The sequence below is a fragment of the Ramlibacter sp. genome, assembly GCF_029866045.1.
GTDB lineage: Bacteria > Pseudomonadota > Gammaproteobacteria > Burkholderiales > Burkholderiaceae_C > Ramlibacter.
In genome coordinates this window covers 57,599-77,243 of sequence record NZ_JARXAB010000021.1, presented here as the reverse complement: position 1 = coordinate 77,243, position 19,645 = coordinate 57,599, and the positions used below count along the sequence as shown (strand labels likewise).

The window sequence follows — 19,645 nt, the reverse complement described above, 5'->3', positions numbered from 1 at the left end:
TGGGGCTGCATCTCCCGCGCGACCGCTGGCATTCGCCCCTCGTTGCCCGGCCTTCCTACAATCGAGGCCATCATGAGTTCGCCCGCCTACACCCGCGGCCAGGCCCTGCCTGGCATCCTCGAGCGTCGCATCGCCCTGATTGACGGTGCCATGGGTACCATGATCCAGCGCTTCAAGCTGACCGAGGCCCAGGTCTGCGGGGAGCGCTTCTTGAACCACAGCAAGGACCTCAAGAACAACAGCGACCTGCTCAATGTGACCCGCCCGGACATCATTCGCGACATCCATGAGGCCTTCCTGGCCGCCGGCGCAGACATCATCGAGACCAACACCTTCGGCGCCACCACCATCGCCCAGGATGACTACCTGCTGGGCTCGCTGGCGCGTGAACTCAATCTCGCGGGGGCGCGCATCGCCCGCGAGGCCGCCGACAAGTTCTCCTCAGCCGAGCAACCCCGCTTTGTTGCCGGCGCCCTCGGCCCCACGCCGCGTACCGCCAGCATCAGCCCCGACGTCAACGACCCGGGCGCGCGCAATGTCGACTTCGAGCAATTGCGCGCTGCCTATTTCGAGCAGGCCCAGGCCCTGCTGGAGGGCGGGGTGGATCTGTTCCTCGTCGAAACCATCTTCGACACGCTCAATGCCAAGGCGGCGCTGTTCGCCATCGACGAGTTGTTCGAGCAGACCGGCGAGCGTCTGCCGCTCATCATCAGCGGCACCGTGACGGACGCCTCCGGCCGCATCCTCTCCGGCCAGACCGTGACCGCCTTCTGGTACAGCGTCCGCCATGCCCAGCCCCTGGCCGTTGGCCTGAACTGCGCGCTGGGCGCGGCACTGATGCGGCCCTACATCCAGGAGCTCGCCCGGGCGGCACCCGACACCTACATCAGCTGTTACCCCAATGCCGGGCTGCCCAACCCCATGAGCGAGACCGGCTTTGACGAGACGCCTGATGTCACCGCCCGGTTGCTGCGCGAGTTCGCGGCCGAAGGGCTGATCAACATTGTGGGCGGTTGCTGTGGCACCACGCCAGAGCACATCGGCGCAATTCGCCAGGCGGTGGCCCCCTTGCCGGCCCGCAGCCTGCAGCGCGCGTTTTTCCGCACCGACGCGGCCTGAGCGTCCTCAGAGCTCAGACGCCAGCGACCAGGCCCGTAAAACAGGGTCATGGCCTAGTTGCAGCGCGCCTGGGACCGATGTTCCGGCCACCTCGGCCTCCTTGTCCAGCCGGAAGTGCTTGACTGCCAGCGGCTCGCCGCCCTCGCGTGTCAGCGAGGTCACGCCGATTTCGCACACCCGGAATCGCTGACCCGGCATGAGCAGAGCCTCGTCGCGCGGGCCGGCCTCGGGCGGATGGAAGATGTCAAAGCGCAGGCCGCGCACCGGCCCGGCCATGACGCTGGGCGACTGCAGGCACAGCATGCGATTGTTGGGTGGATCGCCCATGCCAAGCTCACGCTGCACGGTTTCTTGAGAGCGGCAGGTGGACAGTGCGCCCCCGACCAGCCATTCCCCGCCCTCGCGCAGGACCGACGCTAGGTGGGGCAGGGTTTCGCTGGGAAGTGCCAGGTGATAGTGCGCCAAGGGGTCGGCCAGGCCCAGTCCCGGCAGCCTGGCCGCAGCGGCCAGCGCACGGCCTTGCAACTGAGCGAGTTCGCTCAGCAGTGCGCCGCACGCCATCATCAAATCCGCGTCCAGCCACCGCAGATGCTCCAGCGTCCGCAGGGCGATCGCGGCGCCGCTCTCGGGGTGGCCGAGCAGACGCAGCGCCAGCCACTCGGGAACGCGCAGGGCCTGCGGCGCCTGACGCAGTCGCCACCTGCCCGCTTCCAGCCGAACATCCGTTGGCAAATCTTCCACACCCATCAGCGGCAACAAGCACTCGGGTGTGCTGGCGGCCACCAGCGCGGCGCGGGTGCGCGCGGGTTGACCGGGGTCGGCCGCCAGCAGATGGAGGAGTGTTCTGGCCTCACCAAAAAGGCGGCGCGTCCATTCATCGTCCAGGACTGGGGCCTCCTCGGCGACTTGGCTAGGGGCGTAGGCCCGCAGCAGGGTGGCCCCGGCACTGACCATCGCCTGCACATGCCCGGCGCTTGCGAGCCTGCGGCGCACCAGATCGCGCAGGGGGTCTTCCGGCGGCAGCGGCTGCGCGATAGACAGGTGCCGGAGGCGGTCTGCCTGCGGCGCGAGGGAGTCGGCGAGAGCCGACAGCGACAGGGCGCGCTCCCCCCGCCGGTCTTGGAGGGCCGCTGCGCGCAGGCCCTCGGTGGCGGCGTCGATATGTACTTCCGCAGCGCGGAGCATGTCGCGAGCGGAGGTGGCGTATCGCGCGGGTTCTCGCGCCAGGCTGCCGATGTTGTTGCTGCGGACGGCCAGGTTCTGGATGCGGCGGATGGCGTGCATAGGTGTTTCCTGCAAAGGGGCCGGGATCCGGCTTCGGGTGGACGCCCGGCGGGCGCCGGGCTGCTGGCACCATCTGCGGACCGGGCGCGCCCATGCCCCTGCGGCCCTGACGCCGACCAACAAGCGGGCCTGCGCCGTTAAAATGTGCGCACTCAAGGAGCGTTGCAGCGGTGTCCCGGCCTTTTTAGGCAGGGCCTTCGTCAGGCTTGAGTCGAATTTCGCCCCAACTGCGCTCACCTCGCTCCAACGTCGCGCCGTCTCCAAGACGCCGGCCCCAACCCAGCCAGGTGAGTCATGACGACCCCCTCTTCTTCCGCCGCCGCTTCGACACTTGCCTCCGGGGTGGCCCCAGATGTACCACCCATGCGCCTAGCCGGCCTCGAGCCGGTTCGGGTGGGGGAGCAGGCCCTGTTCGTCAACATCGGCGAGCGCACCAACGTCACCGGCTCCAAGGCCTTTGCGCGGCTCATCCTCAACAACCAGTTCGAGGAGGCCCTGGCGGTGGCACGCCAGCAGGTCGAGAACGGCGCCCAGGTGATCGACATCAACATGGACGAGGCTATGCTCGATAGCAAGGCGGCCATGGTGCGCTTTTTGAACTTGATCGCCAGCGAGCCCGACATCTCCCGCGTGCCGATCATGGTCGACAGCTCCAAATGGGAGGTGATCGAGGCGGGCCTGCGCTGCATCCAGGGCAAGGCCATCGTCAACTCGATCAGCCTCAAGGAGGGGGTCGAGCAGTTCAAGCACCAGGCCAAGCTGGTCAAGCGCTATGGCGCGGCGGCGGTGGTGATGGCCTTCGACGAGAAGGGCCAGGCCGACACCTTCCAGCGAAAGACCGAGATCTGCGCGCGCGCCTACCGCATCCTGGTGGACGAGGTGGGCTTTGCACCCGAGGACATCATCTTCGACCCCAACATCTTCGCCATCGCCACCGGCATCGAGGAGCACGACAACTACGCGGTCGACTTCATCGAGGCCACCCGCTGGATCAAGCAGCACCTGCCCGGCGCCAAGGTCTCGGGCGGGGTCTCCAATGTGAGCTTTTCCTTCCGCGGCAACGACCCGGTGCGCGAGGCGATCCACACAGTCTTTCTGTATCACGCCATTCAGGCCGGCATGGACATGGGTATCGTCAACGCCGGCATGGTCGGCGTGTATGACGAGCTTGAGCCGACCTTGCGCGAGCGGGTCGAGGATGTGGTGCTCAATCGCCAGCCCCGGATCCCCGAAGGTGAGCCTTACGTCTCTCCCGGCGAGCGCCTGATTGCCATCGCCGAAGACGCCAAGGGCGCCGCGAAGGACGACAGCAAGCGCAATGAATGGCGCAATGCGGCGGTGGCCCAGCGCCTGTCGCATGCGCTGGTGCACGGCATCACCGACTTCATCACCTCGGACACCGAGGAGGTCTACCGCGAAATCCTGGCCAAGGGCGGGCGACCCCTGCATGTGATCGAGGGCCCTCTGATGGCCGGCATGAACATCGTGGGCGACCTGTTCGGCCAGGGCAAGATGTTCCTGCCCCAGGTGGTCAAGTCGGCCCGCGTCATGAAGCAGGCGGTGGCCCACCTCATTCCCTATATCGAGGAAGAAAAGAAGCAACAGGAGGCAGCCGGCCAGGACGTGAAGGCCAAGGGCAAGATCGTGATCGCCACCGTCAAGGGCGATGTGCACGACATCGGCAAGAACATCGTCACCGTGGTCCTTCAGTGCAACAACTTCGAGGTGGTGAACATGGGGGTGATGGTCCCGTGCCACGAGATCCTTGCGCGGGCCAAGGTCGAGGGCGCTGACATCATTGGCCTGTCGGGCCTGATCACCCCCTCACTCGAGGAGATGCAGTACGTCGCTGCCGAAATGCAAAAAGACGACCATTTCCGGCTGCGCAAGATACCTCTCCTCATTGGCGGGGCCACCACCAGCCGGGTGCACACCGCGGTCAAAATCTCGCCGCATTACGAAGGCCCGGTGGTGTATGTGCCCGACGCCTCGCGCTCGGTGGGCGTGGCCCAGAGCCTGCTCTCCGACCAGGCCAGCAAGTACATCGCCGAGCTCCACGCCGACTACGACAAGGTTCGGGCCCAGCACGCCGGCAAGAAGCAAACGCCGCTGTGGCCGCTGCAGAAGGCGCGCGCCAACCGCACACCGATCGACTGGCCGGCCTACCGCCCGCCGGTGCCCAAGTTCATCGGCCGGCGCGTGTTTCGCAACTTTGACTTGGCAGAACTCGCCCGATTCATCGACTGGGCCCCCTTCTTTCAGACTTGGGACCTGGCCGGTCCCTTCCCCGCCATCCTGAAGGACGAGGTCGTGGGTACCGAAGCCGTGCGCGTCTATGCCGATGGCCAGCGCATGCTCAAGCGCCTGATCGAGGGCCGCTGGCTCACCGCCAATGCGGTCATGGGGTTTTGGCCAGCCAACAGCGTTGGCGATGACATCGAGTTCTACGCCGACGAATCACGCAGCCAGGTGGCCATGACCTGGTGGGGCCTGCGCCAGCAGGCCGAAAAGCAAAGTGTGGACGGGGCGATGCGACCGAGCCGCTGCCTGGCCGATTTCGTTGCCCCCAAGTTCGACGCAGCGGGTCAACCTTCGGGCTTCGCCGACTATGTGGGCGGGTTCGCGGTGACAGCTGGCATCGGTGTGGACAAAAAGGAGCAGTACTTCCTCGACGACCACGACGACTACTCGGCCATCATGCTCAAGGCCCTGGCCGACCGGCTGGCCGAAGCCTTCGCCGAATGCCTGCATCAGCGGGTGCGTATGGACCTGTGGGGCTATGCCGCCGATGAGGCGTTGGACAACGAGGCGCTCATTGCCGAGAAGTACCGCGGCATCCGCCCCGCGCCGGGCTACCCGGCCTGCCCTGACCACAGCGCCAAGCGGGACCTGTTTGAGCTGCTCACGCCGCAGGACATCGGCATGGGTCTGACCGAGAGCATGGCCATGACGCCCGCCGCCAGCGTCAGCGGCTTTTATCTGAGCCACCCCGACAGCGTGTACTTCAGCGTGGGAAGAATTGGAGACGACCAGCTGCAGGACCAAGCGCGCCGCCGGGGCGAGCAGCAGGAGCAGCTGGCCCGCCTGCTGGCCCCAAACCTCTGAGCGGCAGGGGGGCGATCTGGCAGCCGGCTTCCAGGTCGCTGTCGCTCCCTTCTCCCGCCAGGCTCTCCTCTGGGCTCTCCTCTGGGCTTTGTTCGGGCTCGATGTCCCCGCGGCTTCCCGGCCGGTCAGGTGCGGCTCCGGCACCGCCGGCGAAAAAGCGCGGAGCGACCCTGTCTGCAGGCAAGGCAGCCACCTGGGGCAATCGCGGTAGCGGCGCAAGCGCCGCCACGGGCCCCCCTTGGGCTGCGGGTCCCATCTGTCCCACCTGTGTGCTCGGGGGCGGCTGGCACAGCGCCTGACGTGGGTAGGCTGTAGCCAACGGGCTGCGCGTTTTCATCTGCCAATGGCAGGCGGCGGCGTCGAGCAGCAGGGACAGACCCATGTGGACCAGGATGAACAGGCAGGGACCGGCCTCGAGCCGACCGCCGTTGGCGTCATGCTGGGCGCGTGCAGCGGCCATGCCGTCCAGGACCAGCACCGCCAGCGCGACCACGCCAGCGAGGACATCGGCCTGGTCCCTTTCGGCGAGTAGCTGTGCGTGCAGGCGCGCCTGGGCTTGCTCCAGCCCGTCACGGCCCTGCGTGGGCAGGGCGTTCACCGGGACATGACCCGCGTCGATGACGGCCATCCAGCGGTCGATGGTGGCCAGCCGCCGCTGGTCCGCGTCTGAGGCGGATATCCCCCAACGCGCCACGCTCGGCGGGGGCGCCAGGCTTGTGCTGGGCGCCAGGGTGCTCACCCAGCCGAAGCTGTGCTCCCGGTCGCCGGCGGAGGCCATGCCCAGCAAGCTTTGAACGGCGGAGGTACCGGCTGCGCCCAGCAGCGTGTGGCGCAATGCGCCCTCCCCCGAGATCGCGGTGGTGCCCAGCTTCAGCAGGCTCGACACCAGGGGGACCAGAGCGCCGCGGAAGGTCAGATGGTCGACGGCCCGGTAAAGGCGTTGTCGGGCCCGGGCGTGGCAGGACGGTGCGGATGGAGGTACGAGCGCGGGGACTGCGCCACGCGCCAAGCCTGGACCCCTCCCGCCGTCGGGTGCCCTGCGAGCTTGGGCACCGGGTGGCCCTCCCGCCCCTTCATGCGACTGCGACGGCGGGGGCAGTGCGGCGGTGCTGGACGCGGGGAGGCTGCGGCGGCGAAGGGGCTGCTGTCTGTACATGGCGTCTCGGTGTGCGACCCAGGGGCCCGGCCTGAACGGCAGGCTGCTGCCTGGGCGCGTGTGTTCGCTATGGTGGCCGTTGCGGCCCTCTCCGGGGGGCTGTCGCAGGCCTGCCAGTCAGATTGCAGCCAGCAGCGCGCGCCGGTATTGCACCGCCTCGGCCACATGGTCCGGCATCACCGTCTCGCTGCCCGCCAGGTCGGCGATGGTTCGGGCGACCCGGAGCGCGCGGTGGGTGGCCCGGCCGCTCCAGCCCAGGCGCGTAGCGGCCGATTGCAGGTGGCTGCGGCCGTCGTTGCTCAGCGCGGCAAGGCGCAGCAGGGCCTCGCCGGCGAGCGCGTGGTTGGGCTGGCCCTGTCGGTCCAGCGCCCGCTGGCGTGCCGCCTGGCAGCGGCCTCGGACGGTCGTGCTGGTTTCACCCGAGGTGCTACCCAGCAGCTCCTGGGGCGCCAGCGCCGGCACCTCCACCTGGAGGTCGATTCGGTCGAGCAGCGGGCCGCTGATCCGGCTTTGGTAGCGCGCCACCTGATCCGGCGTGCAGCGGCAGGCCCGCCGGCTGTCGCCGCGCCAGCCGCAAGGGCAAGGGTTCATTGCCGCGACCAGCTGGAAGCGCGCCGGGAAGCTGGCCCGGTGGGCGGCCCGGGCGATGGTGATGCGGCCGGTCTCCAGCGGCTCGCGCAAGGCCTCCAGGGCGCTGCGGGGGAATTCCGGCAATTCGTCAAGAAACAGCACCCCGTGGTGGGCCAGGGTGATCTCGCCCGGCCGAGGCGGCGAGCCCCCGCCCACCAAGGCCACCGCGCTGGCCGAATGATGGGGGCTGCTGCGGGGGCGCCGGCCCCAGTTGCCTGGGTCGAAGGTGCCACACAAGCCGGCGATGGCGGCCACCTCCAGGGCCTCGTCGAGCGTCAGTGGGGGCAGCAGCCCAGGCAGGCGTTCGGCCAGCATGGACTTGCCGGCGCCGGGCGGCCCGACCAGCAACACGCCGTGGCCGCCGGCGGCGGCGATCTCGAGTGCGCGCCGCGCCGCGGCCTGACCGCGGACATCGGCCAGGTCGGGGTCCTCGCCACGCGCCTGGGGCGCGGCTGGCGCCATCCGGCACCAGCCGGATCGGACCTCCCCTTTGGTGCCGGGTGCCGCCCCGGGGGCCCGCTCAGTTGAGGGCGGGCCGTCCGCGCAGGTGCCCGCGCCCGCGCTGGCCAAGGCCTCAGCCTCGATCCCGCTCTGTGCCTCGGCTGGCGGGTGGGCCGTCCCGGGCGGGGCTCGGTCCGCAGGCTGAAGATGCAGGACCACATCCATCAGGTGCCGGGCTCGCCAGACGCTGGCACCGGGCACCAGGGCCGCCTCCTCGGCGCTGCCAGGCGGGAGCACCAGCCGCGTTGGCCGGGGCGGCGGTGCCATCGGATCGGCCTCCCGCCCCGCTTCTGCAGGTGGGGCAAGGCTCGGATCTGTCAGCCGCGCCTCCCTCGCCAAGGCCAAACTCATGGCCAGCGCACCTCGAACTGGCCGGAGATCTCCCGAGAGTGAGAGCTCACCTGCAAATTCAAAGTCGGCCGCCTTGGCTGGATCGAGCAGGCCGCTGGCCAGCAGGATGCCAATGGCGATCGGAAGGTCGAAGCGACCCGAATCCTTGGGCAGGTCGGCCGGGGCCAGGTTGACCGTGATGCGCCGGTTGTGGGGGAACTCGAGGCCGCAGGTGAGCAAGGCGGACCGCACCCGCTCGCGGGACTCCTTGACCTCCGTGTCGGCCAGTCCGACCAGATGGAATGCCGGCAGGCCCGGGGCCAGGTGCACCTCGACGGTGACCGGCCGGGCCTCCAGACCCAGCAACGCGCGGCTGCGCACCAATGCCAGGCTCATGACCCAGACCCCCCTGCCTCGGCATGCTAGCAAGAGGTGTAGCCAAACGTGCGTCGGCGCACCCAACTGGTGCGCGGCCCGGGCTTGCCGCTTGCCCCGCGCACCTTCTGGGAGCCTAAGCCTTGGTCGCAGTCCCCTCCGGTCCTGTGTGGGCTTGGTGGCACGGCTTCTGCTTAACCGAGTTGTCATTTTTTCAATTTCAAGCGTTCAAGGAGAAGTTTCATGAAGATCAAGTCCACCGTCCTTCTGGCCACTTTGGTCGTCAGCGCCGCAGCTCAGGCCCAAACTGCAGCGCCTGCCGCTGCCAAAGCGCCCGCGCCCGACTTCACCCTGAGCTACAACGCGGGTCTGGTGACCGACTATCGCTACCGCGGCATTTCGCAGACCCGTCTTTTGCCTGCTGTTCAGGGCGGTGCTGACTTCGCTCACAAGAGCGGTCTCTACCTTGGCGCCTGGGGCTCCACCATCAAGTGGATCAAGGACAACAGCACCACTGCCAATCCTGTCAAAGGCCCGGTCGAGCTCGACATTTACGGCGGCTACAAGTTCAGTGCGGGCGACGTCGGTGTCGACGTGGGCGCACTGCTGTACCAGTACTTGACCAACACCCTTGAAAAAACGGGCGGCAGCGGCGTGTACAGCAATGCCAACACCGCCGAGCTCTATGCCGCGGCTTCCTACAGCGTGGCGACTCTCAAGGCCTCCTACAGCACCACCAACCTGTTCGGCAATTTGAACAGCAAGGGCAGCATGTACTACGACCTGGCCGCTAACTTCGACCTGGGCAGTGGTTTCACCCTGACCCCGCACGTGGGCCGCCAGATCGTGGCGAACTCTCCCGCGCTCAGCTACACCGACTACTCGGTCTCGCTGGCCAAGGACCTGGGGCAGGGCTTTTCCATGTCCCTGATGGCTGTATCGACCAACGCCAAGCCCGCTGGCTACACCTGGGGCGGCAAGGAAGTTGGTAAGGCCGGCGTCGTCATCGGCGCCAAGTACTCCTTCTAACTTTCACCTCGCGAGGGACACCATGAAACTGGTCACCGCCATCATCAAGCCCTTCAAGCTCGACGAGGTCCGCGAGGCCCTCTCGGGCATCGGTGTGCAGGGCATCACCGTCACCGAGGTCAAGGGCTTCGGCCGCCAAAAAGGCCACACCGAGCTCTATCGCGGAGCCGAGTACGTCGTTGACTTCCTGCCCAAGGTCAAGATCGAGGCCGCCGTCTCCGAGGAGCTGGTTGACCGCGTCATCGAAGCCATCGAAGGCGCCGCCCGCACCGGAAAGATCGGCGACGGAAAGATTTTCGTCTACGACGTCGAGCAAGTCGTCCGCATCCGCACCGGTGAAACCGGCAAGGAAGCCCTCTGAGCAGCAGACACGGAGAACACAAGTCATGAAGAAATTTCTCATCTGCCTGGCCCTCGGGCTCGGCCTTCTGACCGGAGGCGGCGCCGCATTGGCGCAGCCGGCCTCCGCCCCGGCTGCGGCACCTGCTGCCGCTGAAGCGCCTGCTGCGGCAGCTTCTCCTGCGGCAGCGGCCGAAGCCGCCGCCACGCCCACGCCCAACAAGGGTGACACCGCGTTCATGACGGTCGCCACCGTGCTGGTGATCCTCATGACCATCCCCGGCCTGGCCTTGTTCTACGGCGGCCTGGTGCGAAGCAAAAACATGTTGTCGGTGCTGATGCAGGTCTTCGTGATCTCGTCGCTGATCTACGTGCTTTGGGTGGTCTACGGCTACAGCGTGGCGTTCACCAGCGGCTCACCGTTCATCGGCGGACTCGACAAGTTGTTCCTCAAGGGCATCACGCCGGACTCTGTCGCCGCAACCTTCAGCAAGGGCGTGGTGATTCCGGAGCTGACCTTCGTCGCCTTCCAGGCCACCTTTGCGGCCATCACCTGCGCGCTGATCGTCGGCGCCTTCGCAGAACGCATCAAGTTCTCCGCGGTGCTGCTGTTCGTGGTGCTGTGGTTCACGTTCAGCTACCTGCCGATTGCACACATGGTCTGGTACTGGGACGGCCCGGACGCCATCACCGACGCCGCTTCGCTCGAGAAGGTCACGGCCGGTGCGGGCTGGCTGTGGGCCAAGGGCGCGCTGGACTTCGCCGGCGGCACCGTGGTGCACATCAACGCGGGTGTGGCTGGCCTGGTGGGTGCCTACGTGGTGGGCAAGCGCATCGGCTACGGCAAGGAGTCCATGACCCCGCACAGCCTGACCCTGACCATGGTCGGTGCCTCGCTGCTGTGGGTGGGCTGGTTCGGCTTCAACGCCGGCTCCAACCTGGAAGCCAACGGCGTCGCCGCCCTGGCCTTCGTCAACACCCTGGTGGCGACGGCTGCCGCGACCCTGGCCTGGATCGCCGGTGAAGCGCTGCTCAAGGGCAAGGCTTCCATGCTGGGCGCCGCCTCTGGCGCAGTGGCTGGTCTGGTGGCCATCACCCCAGCCTGCGGCTTTGTCGGTCCGTTGGGTGCGATCGTCATCGGCCTGCTGTCTGGCCTGATCTGCCTGTGGGGCGTGGGCGGTCTGAAGCGCCTGCTGGGTGCCGACGACTCGCTGGACGTGTTCGGCGTGCACGGCGTGGGCGGCATCGTGGGTGCGCTCCTGACCGGCGTGTTCGCCTCCCCCTCGCTGGGCGGCACGGGCATCTGCAACTACGTGACCAACAAGTGCGGTGACGCCGCCGACTTCCCCGGCATCGCAGCCCAGGTCTGGATCCAGGCCCAAGCGGTGCTCACCACCGTGGTGTGGACCGCTGTGGTGGCCTTCGTTGCCTACAAGATCGTTGACCTGGTCATCGGCCTGCGTGTCACGGAAGAGGAAGAGCGCGAAGGTCTGGACATCTCCAGCCACGGAGAAACCGCCTACCACCGCTGATGGGTTCAGGGCAGGTCGGGCAGCGTCAACACCAAGACGTCGCCCTCCCGCTTCAAGTCCAGGCCCTCGCCCAGGCCCAAGGCCTGAATGTCGGACCAGCCCAAACGCCGATAGGCCGGCTCGCGATGCGAGCCGGCTTTTTCATTTCCGCTTTCGCTTGCCGCTGCCAGATGCAGGGTGAGGGCGTGTGCCCGAGTCTCCAGGCACAAGGTCCCACCCGCGGGCGCTTGATCGCCCAGCCAAAGCAGGCACCCCGGCAGGACAAGGCGTAGCCCTGCCGCAGGGACCGGCTGGGCACCCAGCGCCTCGTCGATCCGGGACACCAGGGTGAAGCCCTCGAAGCCCATGGGCGTGGCCAGCAGCGCAAGTGTCTGCTCCACCACGGTCGCCAGCGGAAGCTGGGCCGCCCGATCAGGGGCCAGCCAACTCACCAGGTCCAGGCCGCCTTGCGCCGCCGCCCGTGCATAGGCCACCAGCCGCACCGCGCTGTCACGGATGGGCGCCAAATCGGGCGCGTCCGCGGCCAGCCGCCGCTCGAGCACGCTGGCCGCCATGGCGATCGGTTGCAGGGGTGCCGCCGCCTCATGGCGCAGCGCAGGCGCAAGCCGCAGCAGCAGGGCGTAACGGGCGGCCTCAGACCGCAGCGCTGCCAGTCCGGGGCAATTGGCGATGGGATCGGCAGGCGCTGGCGCGGCTGGTCCGGCAGCGCTGGCAGCGGTCTTGGAGGGGTCGGGCATCAGCGCCGTGTGCAGGGGTCCGTCGTAGGGGTTCATGGCTCGATGCTAGGAAGCAGCCGTCGATTGCGCCTGTGCACAATGCCACCAAACCTCATGAAATCCCTGAATTGGACGCCACTGACCGAATCGCCGGACGCTTTGGGCGAGTCGCCGTTTTGGCATCCTCAGGAGGCGGCGCTCTACTGGATAGACATTCCTGGCCGTGCGCTGCGCAGGGCCGATGCCGCCACCGGCGCCCACCAGCGCTGGTCCCTGCCGTCCGAACCCGGTTGCATCGGGCCGGTGGCTGGCGGCGGTTTGCTGCTGGCCTTGCGCGAGGGCTTGTTCCGCGCAAGGCGCTTGGGCGCCGCGCTTGAGCGGCTCGTGGCTGCGCCGTATGACCCCGCCACCACCCGCTTCAATGACGGTCGAGCCGATGCCGAAGGTCGGCTGTGGGTCGGCACGATCTACGAGCCGCGTGACAAGCCGGAGGCCGCCCTGTATTGCTTCGACCCGCGCGGCACGCCGGGCCTGACCCGCCGGGCCGGTGGGGCGACCACCGGGAACGGCCTGGCCTTTTCACCCGACGAGCGCACGCTGTACTGGTCGGATACCCCGGACCACGTGATCCGTGCCTGGGACCTCGAGCCGCTGACCGGCACCCTCACCAGACCGCGCGAGTTTCATCGCTTCGCGCCCAAGCCGGCTGGCTGGTCGCCCAGCGGCGACCCGGTCCGGGACACGGCCTGCTACGGCGGCCGGCCCGACGGCGCTGCGGTCGATGCCGAGGGCCACTATTGGGTGGCCATGTTCGAGGGCGGCCGACTGCTGCGGCTGGCGCCAGATGGCCGGGTCGTTGCCGATTGGCCGCTACCGGTGCGCTGCCCCACCATGCCCTGCTTTGGCGGCGAAGACCTGCGCACCCTCTACCTCACCACCGCACGCCAGGGCCGCTCGGCCGCCGAACTGGCCGCATGCCCCCTGTCCGGCCATGTGCTGTGGACGCGTGTCGAGGTGCCGGGCTTGCCGGTCAATTTTTGCGCCGACCCGGGGCCTCGGGCGGCACCGGTGCCTGCGCAAGCGCTCTCATCGGGGCTTGCAGATGGCTCGTCCGAGGGGCCATTGCCCGGCCGCTCGGCCCACCCCCTGCGGGGCGAATAACATCGAGGCCATGATGTCGGCCGCCGCCCTGCCCACCGAGCCCGCTCCCGCCACCGCGTCCTCTGCGTCCGAGGCAGCCTCGGCGCTGGTGCAGGCGGCCGAGCGCATACGCGATGCCGCCGCCCGGAGCCAGCCGCTTTGCATTCGTGGCGGTGGCAGCAAGGCCTTTTACGGCGAGCCGGCGCAGGCCGGTGAAACCCTCTCAACCGCTGATCTCAGTGGCATCGTCAGTTACGAGCCCAGCGAGCTGGTGGTCACCGCCCGCGCCGGCACGCCGCTTTCGCAGCTCGAGGCGCTTCTCGCCGCGCAGGGCCAGTGCCTGCCTTTCGAGCCGCCGCACTTTGGCGGGGGCGCCACCGTGGGCGGCATGGTCGCCGCCGGCCTGTCGGGCCCGGCCCGCGCCAGCGTCGGCTCGGTGCGTGATTTCGTGCTGGGCGCCACAGTCATCAACGGCCGCGGCCAGACGCTGGTCTTTGGCGGGCAGGTCATGAAGAACGTGGCCGGCTACGACGTCTCGCGGCTTCTGGCGGGGTCCATGGGCACGCTGGGCCTGATCGCCGAGGTGAGCCTCAAGGTGCTGCCGGTTGCGCCGGCCGAAGCCACGCTGCGCTTCGAAATGAGTCAGGAGGAAGCCCTGCGACGCCTGAACGAGTGGGGCGGGCAAAGCCTGCCGCTGAACGCCAGCGCCTGGGTCGACGACGCGGGCGTGCCTACCCTCTACCTGCGCCTGCGCGGGGCCGTTGCCGCAGTGGCCGCCGCCTGCCAGCGCCTGGGCGGTGAGCGCTTGGGTGACGTGGCGTCTGACTGGACCGCCTCGCGCGACCTGCGCCTGCCCTGGTTCGAGGCGCGCGGCGACCGGGATCTGTGGCGTCTGTCGGTGCCGCAGACAGCGCCCGTGCTGGCGCTGCCCGACGCCCCCTACATCGAGTGGCATGGCGGCCAGCGCTGGGTGCGCGCCCTGCCGGCCGAGGGCGAGGGCCTGCGCCGCGCCGCGCAGGCGGTGGGTGGTCATGCGACCCTTTTTATCGCCGGTGGCCCCGCCGCCGCTGCCCGCCCCGGACGCTTGGCTCCGCTGGCCCCAACGCTGGAACGCATCCACCGCGACCTCAAGCGGGAGTTCGACCCCGCCGGCATCCTCAACCCCGGTCGGCTCTACCCCGGCATTTGAGTTTTCATGCAGACACGTCTTGCCCCCGAGTTCCAGAACCAGGCGGATGGCCTGGAGGCTGAGGCCATCCTGCGCAAGTGCGTGCACTGCGGCTTTTGCACCGCCACTTGCCCGACCTACCAAATCTTCGGCGACGAACTCGATGGGCCACGCGGCCGCATCTACCTGATCAAGCAAGTGCTCGAGGGCGAGGCACCGACGGAAAAGACCCAGCTGCACCTGGACCGCTGCCTCACCTGCCGCAACTGCGAGAGCACCTGCCCGAGCGGGGTGCAGTACGGTCACCTGGTCGACATCGGCCGGCGCATCGTCGAGGCCCGTGTGCCTCGGAGCCCGGCCCAGCGCGCGCTGCGCTGGGCGCTGAAGGAGGGCTTGCCCTCGCCCCTGTTCGCCCCCGCGATGAAGTTGGGCCAGGCGGTGCGTGGCCTGCTGCCCGCCGGGCTCCAGGCCAAGGTGCCTGCTGCTCGGCCCGCGGGCGCCCTGCCCACACGCACCCATGCACGCCAGGTGCTGATGCTGGAAGGCTGTGTCCAGCCGGCGATGGCCCCCAACATCAACGCGGCTACCCGGCGTGTGCTCGACGCTGCGGGCATTCAGGCGCTGTCGGCTCCCAGCGCCGGTTGCTGTGGCGGGGTCAAGTTCCACCTCAACGACCAGGACGGCGGCCGCGCCCAGATGCGCGCCAACATCGACGCCTGGTGGCCTTATCTGGACCAGGGTCAGGTGGAGGCGCTGGTGATCAATGCCTCCGGCTGCGGCGTCACGGTCAAGGAGTACGGCCACCTGCTAAAGGATGACCCTGCCTACGCCGAAAAGGCCCGCCGCATCAGCGCGCTGGCTCGCGACCTGAGTGAGCTGCTTCCCGAGCTCGTGCCCGCCTTGAAAGACCGGGTGCGGCCGCCGTCCGGCGTCATCGCCTATCACCCGCCCTGCACCTTGCAGCACGGCATGAAGCTGCGCGGCGGGGTGGAGCAGCACCTGGGGGCTCTGGGCTTCCAGCTGCAACTGGCGCCGGTGGAGGCTCACCTGTGCTGCGGGTCCGCAGGCACCTACTCGGTCCTTCAGCCGGGAACCGCGACCCAGTTGCGCGACCGCAAGCTAGGCCACCTGGGCGTGATGCAGCCTGCCGCCATTGCCTCAGCCAATATCGGCTGCATCACCCATCTGCAATCGGGGACCGACACGCCGGTGCGGCATTGGGTCGAGTTGCTCGACGAGGCCCTGGCCTCCTGATCTGACTCGGCCTCAGGCGGGCGCCGCTTGCCCCAGCGCTGACTCGATGTCCGCGCGGATCGCCTCCGGTCGGGCGGTGGGCGGGTAGCGGCGAATCACCTGGCCGTCACGGCCGACGAGGAACTTGGTGAAGTTCCACTTGATCGCCTGTGTCCCGAGCAGACCGGGGGCTTCGGCTTTGAGCCAGCGGTACAGGGGAATCGCCTGCTCGCCGTTGACCTCGACCTTTTCCATGAGTGGAAAGCTGACCCCGAAGCGCGTTTCGCAGAAGGTCGCGATTTCGGAGTGGCTGCCCGGCTCCTGGGCGCCAAACTGGTTGCAGGGAAACCCCAGCACCACCAGGCCCCGGTCCCCGTAGTCGCGGTGCAGAGTCTCGAGGCCGGCGTACTGCGGCGTGAAGCCGCAGGCACTGGCGGTATTGACCACCAGCAGGACCTGTGAGCGCCAGGCGGCCAGGGGCTGGTCCCGGCCATCGATCTGGCGGACGGTGAAGTCGTAGATGGTGGAGGTATTCATCGTCATAAGCCTCTCATTGTGTCGCCTGCCGGGGTCGCGCGGGCAGACACGCCCACAAAGCTGCCAGCAGGATGAGCCCGGCGCCCAGCGCGATGCGCGGGCTGAAATCTGCCGCGCCCAGCGCGACCGACGAAAGGCTGGCGAACACCACCTCCGACAGCATGATCAGCGAGGTCGCTGCCGCAGGCAGTCGGGCCGCGCCGTATTGCAGAGCGATGTTCCCGCCCAGGAAGGCCAGACCCAGCATCAAGGCCAGCAGCACTCCGGCCGCCGGCAAAAGGGGCGGCGGCAGCAGGCCTGCGCCCCATCCCGCCGCTGCGGTGGCGCTGGCCATCACCAGGCCGCCGCCAAACATTGCCAGCACCCGCGCCCAAGGCGGTACTTGCTCGAGCTTGCGCAGCAAAATGTTGGTGAAGGCGAAGCAAAAGCCCGCACCCAGGGCCAGCCAGTCGGCCGCCCCCTGGGGCAGGGGCCAGCCGCCCGTGCCAGGGTCGAGCACCACCACCACCCCGGCCAGTGCCAGTGCCAGGCGCAGCAGGCCAGAGACGGTGGGCCGCTCTCCCAGCAGAGGCCAGGCCAGCAGCAGCGACCAGGCCGGCATCAGGTAGAACAGCAGCACCACGCGGACCACGTCACCGATGGAGACCGCCCAGTTGAAGCCAATATTGGTCAGGCCGGCGACGAGGGCCAGCAGCCACAAGGCGGCGTGCCCTGCGCACTCCTTCAGGGTCTGCGGCCGGAAGGCCAGCATCACGATGAGAGACAGAAGGTAAACGCCTCCCGTGGCCCACAGCGGATGCAAGCCCAAGGCCTGTAGCTCGCGAAAGGGCCACCAGGACAAGCCCCAGACCAGGGCGTTGAGCACCAGTGCAGCGGCTGCCCGCCCGCTGCCCCTTTCAACCATGGGCGTTGTCGTGCCGGGCGATTTCGAGCAGGTGGTCGACTTCGTCCTTGTGCCGCACCAGGTTGCTGGCATGCCAGCGCTGGATCAGCCACATCACGCTAGCCACCAGCAGGCCGAATGCGGTGATGGCGCCGAAGGCAGACAGGCCAAAGCCCGTGGACATGGTGTAGAACGCGCCGAGCGCCAGGATGCAGGCCTGCTCGTTGAAGTTTTGCACCGCGATCGAGCGTCCAGCGCCCATGAGGTTGTGTCCGCGGTGCTGCAGCAGCGCATTCATCGGCACCACCAGGAAGCCTCCGAGCGCGCCCAGCAGTATGAGGAAGGGCGCGGCGACCCAGACGTTGCTGATGAAGTTCATCAGCACCACCAGCAGTCCCATGGCGATCCCCAGGGGCATGACGCTGGTCGCCATGTCCAAACGCATCCGCATCGAGGCCACCACGGCACCGACCGCTGTGCCGAGGGCCACCACGCCGGTCAGGGCCGAGGCCTGGGTGGTGCTGTAGCCCAGGGCAGCAGCGCTCCAGGCCAGGATGATGTAGCGCAGGTTGCCTGACACGCCCCAGAACAGAGTGGTCGTGGACAGGGAAATCTGGCCCAGCTTGTCGCGCCACAGACGCGTGTTGCACGAGAAGAAATCGGGCACCAGCGCCAGCGGGTTGCTGGGGATAGGCCGCATGGCCACGCCGGTGTGGGGAATGCGGGTGTTGAACCAGGCGGCCAGGCCGTAGACGGCAATGAGGATCGAGATGGCCGCCTCGGGAGCGGTGTCAATGCCGGTGTCGAACACGGGCAGGTCCATCGCCAGCAGGTGACTTGCCACGGCGTGCCCCACAAGCTGCCCGCCAAGGAGAATGCCCAGAATGATCGAGGCGATCGTCAGGCCCTCGATCCAGCCGTTGGCCTTCACCAGCTGCGAGACCGGCAGCAACTCGGTGAGGATGCCGTACTTGGCCGGTGAGTAGGCCGCTGCGCCCAGGCCCACGACAGCGTAGGCAATAAGCGGATGGCCACCGAACAACATCATCAGGCAACCGACGACCTTGATCGCATTGCTGATGAACATCACTTTGCCCTTGGGCATGGCGTCGGCAAAGGCGCCCACAAAGGGCGCGAGCACCACGTAAAACAGCGCGAACATGGGTACCAGCGCAGCGCGCTGCCACTCGGGCGCGCCGCCTGACTTGAGCAGTTCCACCGCAGCCACAAACAAAGCGTTGTCGGCCAGCGAGCTGAAAAACTGCGCCGACATGATGGTGTAAAAGCCGCGCTTCATTCTTGTTCGGCCGCGGCCCCGCGTGCGGGCTGCGACGGGGTTGCCGTCTCCAGAAGGTGGGCGGGTTATATCACGCGCCGTGGTGCCACAATTTGGGTTTATGCCCCGCCCCATCCAGGTTACTGTCCACCCAGAGGCCCTGCGCGCCAATCTGGCACGCTTGCGTGCCGAGACCCCCGATGCCCGCGTCTGGGGTGTGGTCAAGGCCAACGCGTACGGCCACGGGATTGAGCGCGCCCTCGAGGGCCTTCGCGGCGTCGACGGTTTCGCGCTGCTCGATCTCGACGAGGCGAGCCGCCTGCGCGCGCTCGACTGGCGCGGCCCCCTGCTGTTGTTGGAGGGCGCGTTTGAAACCCGTGACCTGGAGCTGTGCTCGCGCCTGGGCCTGTGGCATGTGGTGCACTGTGAGGAGCAGATCGACATGCTGGCCTTGCACAAGACCCACACGCCGCATCGGGTCTTTCTCAAAATGAACTCGGGCATGAACCGCCTGGGCTTGCGACCCGCGGCCTACCGCAATGCCTGGGCGCGCCTCAACGCCTTGCCCCAGGTCGAAGAAATCACGCACATGACGCATTTCAGCGACGCCGACGGCCCGCTGGGCGTAGCGCACCAGGTGCGCGTCTTCGACGCGGCCACGCGCGACCTGCCGGGCGAGCGCAGTCTTTCAAACAGCGCGGCGATCCTGCGCCATGCCGCCGCCCCGGACCTGCCCCATCTGGCTGCGGATTGGGTGCGGCCAGGCGTCGCCATCTATGGCAGCTCGCCGGACTTTCCTGCACACGACATCGCCCACTGGGGCCTGATACCGGCCATGACGCTGTCCTCGCGCGTGATTGGGGTGCAGGCCCTGCAGGCGGGCGACACCGTGGGCTATGGCTCCACCTTCAGCGCCCCGGGCGCGATGCGCATCGGCATCGTGGCCTGCGGCTATGCCGACGGCTACCCACGGCACTGCCCCACCGGCACGCCGGTGCTGGTGCAGGGGCGGCGTACCCGCACCCTGGGCCGGGTCAGCATGGACATGATCGCCGTCGACCTCACCGAACTGCCAGAGGCCGGCTTCGGTAGCGAGGTCACGCTTTGGGGCCTCGCCGCCAACGGCCGGGTGCTGTCCATCGACGAGGTGGCACATGCCGGCGGAACCGTGGGCTACGAGCTCATGTGCGCAGTGGCGCCGCGGGTGCCGGTGCAGGTCGACCCGGCGGCTTGATCAGAGTACGAAGCGTGAGGAGGTTTTCCGTCGGACGCGAACGGGCCGCATCCTAGGC

General features: G+C 68.1%; 16 protein-coding genes and 1 riboswitch. Of the genes, 9 read left to right on the top strand and 7 right to left on the bottom strand.

Features of this window, described 5'->3' with window-relative positions; translation table 11 throughout:
* The first annotated feature begins 72 nt into the window (after positions 1-72).
* A complete protein-coding gene (locus QE494_RS01925) occupies positions 73-1,119 on the top strand; it encodes a homocysteine S-methyltransferase family protein (RefSeq protein ID WP_300040980.1) in 1,047 nt (348 codons plus the stop codon).
* Positions 1,120-1,125: 6 nt separating this feature from the next.
* On the opposite strand, the gene QE494_RS01920 is transcribed toward QE494_RS01925, so the two are convergent.
* Complete coding sequence (locus QE494_RS01920; protein ID WP_300040978.1) at positions 1,126-2,403, bottom strand: hypothetical protein; 1,278 nt, start codon at positions 2,401-2,403, stop codon at positions 1,126-1,128.
* 148 nt (positions 2,404-2,551) lie between these two features.
* Positions 2,552-2,645: riboswitch (S-adenosyl-L-homocysteine riboswitch) on the top strand.
* Between the two features lie 121 nt (positions 2,646-2,766).
* On the opposite strand from QE494_RS01920, the gene metH reads away from it, so the two are divergent.
* Entirely contained in the window at positions 2,767-5,508 is a 2,742-nt protein-coding gene (gene metH, locus QE494_RS01915) for a methionine synthase (RefSeq protein ID WP_300040976.1), read from the top strand.
* Here the strand turns inward: metH and QE494_RS01910 are convergent.
* On the bottom strand, positions 5,408-6,394 hold the full coding sequence (locus QE494_RS01910; RefSeq protein WP_300040974.1) for a hypothetical protein: 987 nt from the start codon (positions 6,392-6,394) through the stop codon (positions 5,408-5,410). The genes metH and QE494_RS01910 overlap by 101 nt on opposite strands.
* Before the next feature lie 387 nt (positions 6,395-6,781).
* Positions 6,782-8,521, bottom strand: coding sequence for a YifB family Mg chelatase-like AAA ATPase (locus QE494_RS01905; protein WP_300040972.1), 1,740 nt, complete (start codon positions 8,519-8,521; stop codon positions 6,782-6,784).
* Between the two features lie 222 nt (positions 8,522-8,743).
* Here QE494_RS01905 and QE494_RS01900 point away from each other — a divergent pair, with 222 nt between their 5' ends.
* Genes QE494_RS01900 through QE494_RS01890 form a run of 3 tightly spaced genes read left to right on the top strand, consistent with a single transcriptional unit; the run spans position 8,744 to position 11,400 of the window.
* Positions 8,744-9,529, top strand: coding sequence for a TorF family putative porin (locus QE494_RS01900; RefSeq protein WP_300040970.1), 786 nt, complete (start codon positions 8,744-8,746; stop codon positions 9,527-9,529).
* Between the two features lie 22 nt (positions 9,530-9,551).
* Positions 9,552-9,890, top strand: coding sequence for a P-II family nitrogen regulator (locus QE494_RS01895; RefSeq protein ID WP_300040968.1), 339 nt, complete (start codon positions 9,552-9,554; stop codon positions 9,888-9,890).
* 25 nt (positions 9,891-9,915) lie between these two features.
* Positions 9,916-11,400 (top strand): ammonium transporter, encoded by a 1,485-nt coding sequence (locus QE494_RS01890; protein ID WP_300040966.1) that lies wholly within the window; start codon positions 9,916-9,918, stop codon positions 11,398-11,400.
* Positions 11,401-11,405: 5 nt separating this feature from the next.
* On the opposite strand, the gene QE494_RS01885 is transcribed toward QE494_RS01890, so the two are convergent.
* Positions 11,406-12,173: a hypothetical protein gene (locus QE494_RS01885; protein ID WP_300040963.1), complete on the bottom strand. Its 768-nt coding sequence runs from the start codon at positions 12,171-12,173 to the stop codon at positions 11,406-11,408.
* A gap of 57 nt (positions 12,174-12,230) precedes the next feature.
* On the opposite strand from QE494_RS01885, the gene QE494_RS01880 reads away from it, so the two are divergent.
* The 3 genes from QE494_RS01880 to glcF are packed head-to-tail and all read left to right on the top strand — an operon-like array spanning position 12,231 to position 15,678.
* Positions 12,231-13,277 (top strand): SMP-30/gluconolactonase/LRE family protein, encoded by a 1,047-nt coding sequence (locus QE494_RS01880; protein ID WP_300040961.1) that lies wholly within the window; start codon positions 12,231-12,233, stop codon positions 13,275-13,277.
* Positions 13,278-13,287: 10 nt separating this feature from the next.
* Entirely contained in the window at positions 13,288-14,445 is a 1,158-nt protein-coding gene (gene glcE / locus QE494_RS01875; protein WP_300040959.1) for a glycolate oxidase subunit GlcE, read from the top strand.
* A gap of 6 nt (positions 14,446-14,451) precedes the next feature.
* The gene (gene glcF / locus QE494_RS01870) at positions 14,452-15,678 is read left to right on the top strand and encodes a glycolate oxidase subunit GlcF (RefSeq protein ID WP_300040957.1); all 1,227 of its coding nucleotides are present in this window, start codon (positions 14,452-14,454) and stop codon (positions 15,676-15,678) included.
* Between the two features lie 12 nt (positions 15,679-15,690).
* Here the strand turns inward: glcF and QE494_RS01865 are convergent, their stop codons facing one another.
* Genes QE494_RS01865 through lplT form a run of 3 tightly spaced genes read right to left on the bottom strand, consistent with a single transcriptional unit; the run spans position 15,691 to position 18,374 of the window.
* On the bottom strand, positions 15,691-16,194 hold the full coding sequence (locus QE494_RS01865; protein ID WP_300041135.1) for a glutathione peroxidase: 504 nt from the start codon (positions 16,192-16,194) through the stop codon (positions 15,691-15,693).
* A 13-nt stretch (positions 16,195-16,207) separates the two neighbouring features.
* A complete protein-coding gene (locus QE494_RS01860; RefSeq protein WP_300040955.1) occupies positions 16,208-17,098 on the bottom strand; it encodes a DMT family transporter in 891 nt (296 codons plus the stop codon).
* Positions 17,091-18,374: a lysophospholipid transporter LplT gene (lplT, locus tag QE494_RS01855; protein WP_300040953.1), complete on the bottom strand. Its 1,284-nt coding sequence runs from the start codon at positions 18,372-18,374 to the stop codon at positions 17,091-17,093. The genes QE494_RS01860 and lplT overlap by 8 nt, the downstream gene beginning before the upstream one ends.
* Before the next feature lie 100 nt (positions 18,375-18,474).
* Between lplT and alr the strand changes: the two genes are divergently transcribed.
* Entirely contained in the window at positions 18,475-19,587 is a 1,113-nt protein-coding gene (gene alr / locus QE494_RS01850; protein ID WP_300040951.1) for an alanine racemase, read from the top strand.
* The last annotated feature ends 58 nt before the right edge of the window (positions 19,588-19,645 follow it).